A 7225-nucleotide genomic window follows, 5' to 3' on the forward strand; every position below is an offset into this window, starting at 1 on the left:
ACGGCGATCTCCCGACGGCACTCGGGGCAGTTCCTGCGACGCGATGACATGTGATCAGTGTGCCCCGCGGCCCACGACTTCCGCCCCCCGGCCGCTCGATCAGTGCACCCCGCTGTCCCTGCTGTCCCGCTTCGCTCACCTGCTGGCCCATACGATCCGTCCCGCGTCCACCTCTTCGACGTTCGCCGTCTGCCCCGGAAATCCGGCTTCACTCCATCCGGCCGCGCATTCGTCCGCGGGACTCGGAAGCGGAGCCCGGAATCGGCGACGCGTACCGAGCCCGGCACCGGGTTCCGGCACGGTCAGGCCTCGTCGACCGTGACGGTGACGGGAGTGCCGACCTCGATCGTGCGGCTGACCGTGCAGAGCCGGTCGTGCGAGGTCTTGACGGCGCGGGGCAGGATGGCACGGGCGCGGTCGCCGGCCTCGCCGTCCGGGAACGCCACGGAGAAGGTGACCGTGAGGCCGGTCATCCGGTTCCCGAGCTCGTCGCTGATCTTGTCGCCGCTCACGGTCAGGGTGAACCGCGTGGGCTCCACGTGGCGGCCGGTCGCGACATCGACGTCCGCCGCGGTGCAGCCCCCGATGGCGGCGAGCAGCAGTTCGACCGGGGTGAACCGCTCCTCCCCGCCGGATCCGGACCCGGTGCCGAAGTCGATCGTCCCGCCCCGTGCGTTCGTCGCGGTGAAGTGCCCGGTGCCGGTCCGGTCGACGGTGACGCGGCGCAGAGTGTCGTCAGTCATACCGCCGACCCTAATGTCGCGCCGCGTCGCCCGCCTCGGATGCCCCCGCGGCTCAGTCGGGCGGGTTCGGGCTGACGACCCCGAGGTCGTAGGCGAGGATGACCGCCTGGACGCGGTCGCGGACGCCCACCTTCGACAGGACCCGGCCGACATGCGTCTTGACCGTCGACTCCGCCACGACGAGCCGCCCGGCGATCTCGCTGTTGCTCCACCCCTCGCCGATGGCGACGAAGATCTCGTACTCGCGCTCGGTGAGGGCGTGGATGCGGGGGTCGTCCATCGGCCCGGCGGTGCCCGAGGGATCGCGCGGCAGGTGCCGGGCGTACGTGTCCAGGAGACGCCGGGTCAGGGCGGGCGCGATCACCGCGTCGCCCGCGGCGACCGCCCGGATCCCGGCGAGCAGTTCCTCCGGATGGGCGTCCTTGAGGAGGAACCTGCTGGCACCCGCGCGCAGCGCGGCGTAGGCGTACTCGTCCAGGTCGAACGTGGTGAGGATCAGCACCCGGGAGCGGCCGCCGGAGGCGACGACCCGGCGGGTGGCCTCGATGCCGTCCATGCCGGGCATCCGTACGTCCATGAGGATCACGTCCGGGCGCAGTTCGGCGGCCCTGCGGACGGCCTCGCCGCCGTGGGACGCCTCGCCGACGACATCGGTGTCCGGAGTGCTCTCCAGGAGCATGCGGAAACCGAGGCGCTGCAGCGGCTGGTCGTCGACGATGAGCACGCTGGTCACGCGGCACCGCCCGTGACGGCAGAGGGAGCGAGGTCGGTCCCGTCCGGAGGGGTGAGATCGAGGGTGGCCCGCAGAGTCCATCCGCCGTCGGGGGCTGGCCCCGCGACGACCGTCCCGTCGTAGAGCGCCGCGCGTTCTCTCATACCGGGGATTCCATGTCCTTCGTCGTCGTGCGGCCCGGGGCGCACGGTGCCGGTGCCCGGGCCGGTGTCGTGGACGTCGATGTGCAGGAGCGTCTTCTCGACGCTCACCCTGAGATCGACGCGTGTCTCGGGCCCTGCGTGCTTGAGGGCGTTGGTGAGGGCCTCCTGGACGATGCGGTACACGGCGAGCTGGACGCCGCGGTCCAGACCGCCCAGTTCGCCGCTGCCGCGGTGCACGACCACCGGCCCGGCGGCCCGGATCCGCTCGCACAGGGCGTCGATGTCCCCGATCCCCGGCTGCGGACTCAGCTCGGGCGCGCTGGGTGCCAGGGTCTGCTCACGCAGGACCCCGAGCATGCGGCGCAGTTCGCCGAGCGCCTGCCGCCCGGTGTCACCGATGAGCAGCAGGGCCTGTTTCCCGCGTTCCGGCGCGAGGTCGCTCGCGTACGCGCCGCCGTCGGCCAGGGTGATGATGACGGAGAGGTTGTGGCCGACGATGTCGTGCATCTCGCGGGCCACGCGGGTGCGTTCGGCGGCGGCGGCCAGTTTGCTGCGCTGGTCGCGTTCGACCTCCAGCCGGGTCGCGCGGTCCCGCAGGACGGCGAGCTGGCCGCGCCGGATCCGGACGGCCAGACCGAGCGCGACGGCCGCGGTTATGGTGCTGAAGAGGAAGAACAGCGCGTCGAGCACATGCACACCGGCCGGCAGGCGTACGGCGACCAGTCCCAGCGCGCCGGCGGTGACCGCGCAGGCCAGGGGCAGCCGCCGCAGTTCTCCGTGCAGGACCAGACTGTAGAGGGCGATGAGGACGGCGACGTCGGCGCGCAGCCAGACGCCCAGCGCGAGCTGGAGGATGAGCACCGCGGTGATCACCGAGAAGGCGAGGAAGGGCCTCCGGCGCCGCCACAGCAGCGGGAGCACCAGCCCGGCCTGCAGCGCGAGCGTTCCCGGCAGGGGCAGTCGGGTGAACTCGGTGTCGAACGGATGGTGCCGGCCGTCGCCGTCGTGCACGAGGTCCGGCAGGCAGAACAGCAGCGCGACGACGGCCGTCACGACCGCGTCGAGCATCCAGGGATGCCTGCGGTCGCCCCGCTTGAGCCGGCGGCCGATGCGGGACAGCGCACGGGCCAGCGGGTGGTTCCACGGCAGTTCCGCCTCCGCGAAGGGCGGGTCCTCCGCCGGGGCGGGCGGGGCGGTGTCGTCGGTGTTCATGGGAGTCACTGGTCCGCGTTCATGGGTCTCACCTGTTCATTGTGGGTCCGGTCGCGTCCTCGTACGCGCCTCCCTTCATCCTTTACGGGTGCCACCGGGGTCATCTCCTACGGCCGCCACCGCCGGGTTTCCTCGTACGGGCGCCACCGCGGGTCGTTCGCGATGGCGCCCGGGGTGCGGGTGCGGGGGCTGTGCCGGGGGTGTCAGGCGTCCGTGCGGACGAGACGGCAGGCGGCGCCCGCCAGCGCCAGCACGGTCCAGCCGAGGAAGACCACCAGTCCGGCGGTGGGCGACAGCGAGGTCGAGTCGTGGGTCAGCGCGAACATCGACTCGCCCGCGTTGCTCGGCAGGTACGGGCTGATGTTGTCCTGCCACGAGCTGGGCAGCAGCGAGATCAGGCCGGGCACCAGCATCAGCGAGGCGACCAGGACCGAGATGCCGCCGGCGACCGAGCGGAGCAGAGCGCCCAGGGCCGTGCCGATCACACCGACCAGACCGAGGTAGAGACCCGCGCCCAGCAGACTGCGGAACACGCCCGAGTCGGACAGGGTGAGGGCCGCGGGCGTGCCCGAGACGATGCCGCTGTCGATCGTGAACGCGGCGAAGACGCCGACGGTCGCGACGACCAGGGCGATCAGCCCGAACACCGAGGCCTTGGACCACAGCACCGGCAGCCGGCGCGGCACGGCGGCCAGCGTGGAGCGGATCATGCCGGTCGAGTACTCACCGGCGGTGATCAGCACGCCCAGCACGCCGAGCGCCAGTTGCGCGAAGTTCGTACCGAACACGGAGAGGCTGAGCGCGGTGGCCGTGGCGTCGTCCCGGTGCAGGGGCCGCCCGGAGTTGAGCTCGGACTTGTAGTGCACGGCGGCGATCACGCCGAACGCGACCAGGAACAGCAGCCCGAGCCCAAGCGTGATCCAGGTGGAGCGCAGGGACCACAGCTTCGCCCACTCCGAGCGCAGCACACGGCGCCCGGTGACCTTGTACTCCGGACGGGCCGGCTGCGCGGGGGCGGGCGCCGGGCTGTCGGTGACGGTGACGGTACTCATGCCGCCCTCCCAGGGGCCTCGACGGTGGCGCTGGCGTGATACTCGACGGCGTCGCGGGTCAGGTCCATGAACGCCTCTTCGAGGGAGACGGTCCGGGAGCTGAGCTCGAACAGCGGGATGCCGTGCTCGGCGGCCTTGAGACCGATGGCCCGCGCGGACAGACCCGTCACCTGGAGCTCCTCGGAACCGGCCGTACCGGTGATCTCGACGCCGGGACCGGCCAGCACGTCGCGCAGCCGGGACGCCTGGTCGGACGCCACGGTGACGGTGTCGCCGCCGGCCTGCTGGACGAGCTCACGCACGGTGGTGTCCGCCAGCAGACGCCCTCGTCCGACGACGATCAGGTGGTCGGCGACGAGCGCCATCTCGCTCATCAGGTGCGAGGAGACGAAGACCGTACGGCCGTCCGCCGCGAGTCCGGTCAGCAGGTTGCGGATCCACAGCACGCCCTCGGGGTCGAGGCCGTTGACCGGTTCGTCGAGCATGATCGTGGCCGGGTCGCCGAGGAGGGCCGCGGCGATGCCGAGGCGCTGGCCCATGCCGAGGGAGAAGGCGCCCGCGCGCTTCCTGGCCACGGACTGAAGACCGGTCAGTTCGATGACCTCCTCCACCCGGCGGCGCGGAATGCCGTGGGTGTAGGCCTGAGCCATGAGGTGGTCGAAAGCGGAACGGCCCGGGTGGATCGACTTGGCCTCCAGCAGGGCGCCGACCTCCTGGAGCGGGGCGCTGTGCTGTGCGTAGTGCTTGCCGTTGACCGTGACGCTGCCGCCGGACGGCGCGTCCAGCCCGACGATCATGCGCATGGTGGTCGACTTGCCCGCGCCGTTGGGGCCCAGGAAGCCGGTGACGGTGCCGGGCTTCACGACGAAGTCCAGCCGGTCCACCGCCGTCTTCTCCCCGTACCGCTTCGTCAGCTGATGTGCCTCGATCATCGAAGTTCCCTTGCTTTCGGGGGCAGGCCCCCCACCTGACTGCTCACCAACCACGCTAGGAGACGTCGGCCCCGGATCCGTGGTACCGGAGAGCCCGGTTGGGCGGAGGCGCGTAGTACCGCGGTATCACCCCGCTACGGCGCTCGGATGACAGGGCCGGTCCGGTGCGGCTCCCGCACGCCCGCCAAAATGGCAGGGCTGACAATTGACAGACCCGGCGCATGGTGGTGAGGGTGTGACCATGCCAGAGAGAACCGAGAAGCCAGGTCTGCGCGAGCGGAAGAAGGAAGAGACCCGGCGCGGACTGCGCGAGGCCGCCGGCCGGCTCTTCGCCGAACACGGTTTCGCGCAGACCACGGTGGCCGACATCGCCACGGAGGCGAACGTGTCGGAGCGGACCTTCTTCCGCTACTTCGACAGCAAGGAAGCCCTGCTCCTCCCCGACGGGATCGAGCTCTTCGCCCGCATAGAGGAAGCCTTCCTGGCGCGGCCGGACAGCGACACGCCGCTCGAAGCGGCCTGTGGCGCCATCACGGACGCGGTCTCCTACTTCGCCACCAGCAGCCTGACCGCACTCGCCCATCCGCTCGGCGAGATCCGTGAACAGGCGCGCGAGGGCCTGTCCCGGCAGTTCCAGCAGTTCGAGGCGCGCCTGACCGCACTCGTCCTGGAGCGCCTTCCGGCGGAGGCGCCGGACGCGGACCTTCAGGCAGCCGTCATCGCCAACTGCGCGCTGGGCGCCGCGCGCGCCGTCCTGCGGACCCTGCGCGACCGCCGTACGGCCGGAGTGCCCGTGGAGCCCGACCGTCTGCTCCCGCAGGCGTTCACCTTCCTGACCATGATCGGAGCCACCCCCTCGTGAACCGTCGCCGTCGCTACGCCGTCACCGCGATATGCCTGACCGCGGTGGTCGCGGCAGCCGTGACCACCGACCTCGTCGTGGAGCACAAGGTGCGGGGCCAGGTCGCGGAGACCGCCGCGTGCCGTCTCGGCGCGACCAAGGGGGTGCGGGTCGACCTCGACGACACCCTGGCCGGACTCGAGGCGCTCACCGGCACGGTCGGCGCCGTCCATGTCAGCGCCGAGGGCGTGCGCCGTCAGGGCACCGACATGGACGTCGACGCGCACCTGCGCGACGTGTCGACCGGCGGCGCCACCTCGGGCGGGACCGCCACGGCCACCATCGCCTACGACGCGCTGGACCGGAGTGCCGGAGTCCGGGGTGGCGCCGGCGCCGACGGGCTGAAGACGGGCACGGACGGCACCCGTCTCACCCTCACGGGCTCCGCGGGCGGTACCGGGCTGCCCGTCACGGTGGCCACCACCCTGTCCACCACGGCCCACAGCCTCACCATCACCCCCGCGAGCGTCCTGGTCCTCGGCCGCGAAGTCCCGGTGTCGGAGCTCTCCGCCCTGCCGGGCGCCGGGGGGCTCGCGGCCAGGCTCAAGCCGCGCACCATCGAGATCCGGGAGCTGCCCCGCGGCACCGCGCTCGTCGGCGCCCATGCCGAAAGCGCCGGTCTCGTCCTGGACTTCACCGTGGCCCCCGCCGGTGCGCGGCAGGCGGTGCGGACGGCGAGTACGGCGCGTACGGCGTCCGTGTGCGCGTCGGGGAAGGGGCAGGCGGAGAGCTGATTCCACGCGTCCGTGAGGTGCGGTGCGGGGTGCGGGTGGGGAGTGTGGGGTTCGGGGTGCGAGGTGCCGGGTGCGATAAAAATGGCAGAGCTGACAATTGACGGCACTGTCATCTTCCCGGTTAAGTTGTGGCAGCCCTGTCACTTCTTCTGGAGGCGCGGTGTCCCTTCCCCCTGCCCCGCTGTCCCTGGCGCCGCTTCCCGTCGCGCCCCGGCCGTCCGCCCTGCACCGCACGGGCGCCTACTGCGCACGGCACGCCGTGTGGGTGATCGCCGCCTGGCTTGTGGTGCTGGCGGCCGCGTTCGCGGGCCGGCACGCGGTCGGCGCGGCCTTCGGTGACGAGGTCACCCTCCCCGGCAGCCAGGCGAGCAGCGGCGCCGGCCTGCTGGCGAAGTCCGACCCCGCGGCGGGCGCGGCCGGCGGAAAGGTCGTCTTCCACGTCGGCTCGGGCAAGGTGTCCGACCACGCCGCCGGTCTGGAGGCGACGCTCGGACGGCTGAGGGGCCTGCCTCATGTCACCGCCGTCGCCGCACCGGTGACCAGCACCGACGGCGCGACCGCGTACACCGCCGTGTCCTTCGACCGGAAGCTCAAGTCACTCGGCCACGGCTACACCGAGCGGCTCGACGAGGCGACGGCTCCCGCCAGGGACGCCGGAATCGGCGTCGGCTACGGAGGCGACCTGCACGACATCGTGCGTGCCCCCGCCGACGACGCCACCGCCGAGGCCATCGGCGTCGGCGCCGCCCTCGTCGTGCTGCTGCTCGCCTTCGGC

Annotated in this window: 7 protein-coding genes and 1 pseudogene; 3 read left to right on the forward strand and 5 right to left on the reverse strand. The window is 72.1% G+C overall.

What is annotated here, in order from left to right; translation table 11 throughout:
• Positions 1 to 302: 302 nt before the first annotated feature.
• The 5 genes from ACWEBX_RS35805 to ACWEBX_RS35825 form a co-directional block, all read right to left on the reverse strand.
• Positions 303 to 743: an OsmC family protein gene (locus tag ACWEBX_RS35805; RefSeq protein WP_451888928.1), complete on the reverse strand. Its 441-nt coding sequence runs from the start codon at positions 741 to 743 to the stop codon at positions 303 to 305.
• 52 nt (positions 744 to 795) lie between these two features.
• Positions 796 to 1476, reverse strand: a complete 681-nt coding sequence (locus ACWEBX_RS35810) for a response regulator (protein WP_451888929.1) — start codon at positions 1474 to 1476, stop codon at positions 796 to 798.
• Complete coding sequence (locus ACWEBX_RS35815; protein WP_451888930.1) at positions 1473 to 2831, reverse strand: sensor histidine kinase; 1359 nt, start codon at positions 2829 to 2831, stop codon at positions 1473 to 1475. The genes ACWEBX_RS35810 and ACWEBX_RS35815 overlap by 4 nt, the downstream gene beginning before the upstream one ends.
• 203 nt (positions 2832 to 3034) lie before the next feature.
• Positions 3035 to 3883 carry an ABC transporter permease gene (locus ACWEBX_RS35820; protein ID WP_451888931.1) on the reverse strand — a complete coding sequence of 283 codons (849 nt, stop codon included), beginning with the start codon at positions 3881 to 3883 and terminating at the stop codon, positions 3035 to 3037.
• Entirely contained in the window at positions 3880 to 4815 is a 936-nt protein-coding gene (locus ACWEBX_RS35825; protein ID WP_451888932.1) for an ATP-binding cassette domain-containing protein, read from the reverse strand. Before ACWEBX_RS35825 ends, ACWEBX_RS35820 begins: the two co-directional genes overlap by 4 nt.
• A gap of 241 nt (positions 4816 to 5056) precedes the next feature.
• Here ACWEBX_RS35825 and ACWEBX_RS35830 point away from each other — a divergent pair, with 241 nt between their 5' ends.
• The 3 genes and pseudogenes from ACWEBX_RS35830 to ACWEBX_RS35840 form a co-directional block, all read left to right on the forward strand.
• On the forward strand, positions 5057 to 5677 hold the full coding sequence (locus ACWEBX_RS35830) for a TetR/AcrR family transcriptional regulator (protein WP_451888933.1): 621 nt from the start codon (positions 5057 to 5059) through the stop codon (positions 5675 to 5677).
• Positions 5674 to 6450 (forward strand): hypothetical protein, encoded by a 777-nt coding sequence (locus ACWEBX_RS35835; RefSeq protein ID WP_451888934.1) that lies wholly within the window; start codon positions 5674 to 5676, stop codon positions 6448 to 6450. The genes ACWEBX_RS35830 and ACWEBX_RS35835 overlap by 4 nt, the downstream gene beginning before the upstream one ends.
• A 160-nt stretch (positions 6451 to 6610) precedes the next feature.
• Positions 6611 to 7225 (forward strand): annotated as a pseudogene (locus ACWEBX_RS35840) (MMPL family transporter); the annotation flags it as partial.

It is taken from the genome of Streptomyces sp. NPDC005070 (genome assembly GCF_053600395.1).